This window comes from Bartonella sp. AA2SXKL, assembly GCF_042197205.1.
Taxonomy (GTDB): Bacteria; Pseudomonadota; Alphaproteobacteria; order Rhizobiales; family Rhizobiaceae; genus Bartonella.
On record NZ_JBHIRN010000175.1, the window covers coordinates 342 to 669 of the forward strand.

Below are 328 nucleotides of genomic sequence, written 5' to 3' on the forward strand. Positions count from 1 at the left end.
TAAATTCTATAGGATCTCCACCATGAAACGTCACATAGTTCATCAAATCTTCAAAACTTTCAACCTGTTGACCATCCATCTCAATAAAACGGTCGCCTAATTGCAAACCGGCCTGAACAGCAGGAGAATCTTTTACGAAAGAACCAACAACTGGTTCAATGGCTACACGACCATATGTAAAGAAAAAAAACGTTAAAATAACAACGGTAAAAAGAACGTTGAACAAGGGACCAGCAAAAACAGTCGCTGCTTTTTTCCAAGCATGCGCACTACCAAATGAACCGTCAACAATCGGAAGTGATTGAGAAGATGTTCCATGCAATCCTTC

The 328-nt window shown here is 39.9% G+C and carries 1 protein-coding gene; it reads right to left on the reverse strand.

Annotated elements, in window-relative coordinates:
• The coding region (locus tag ACFINS_RS10525; protein ID WP_375706239.1) for a PDZ domain-containing protein at window positions 1-328 on the reverse strand (328 nt) is incomplete at both ends.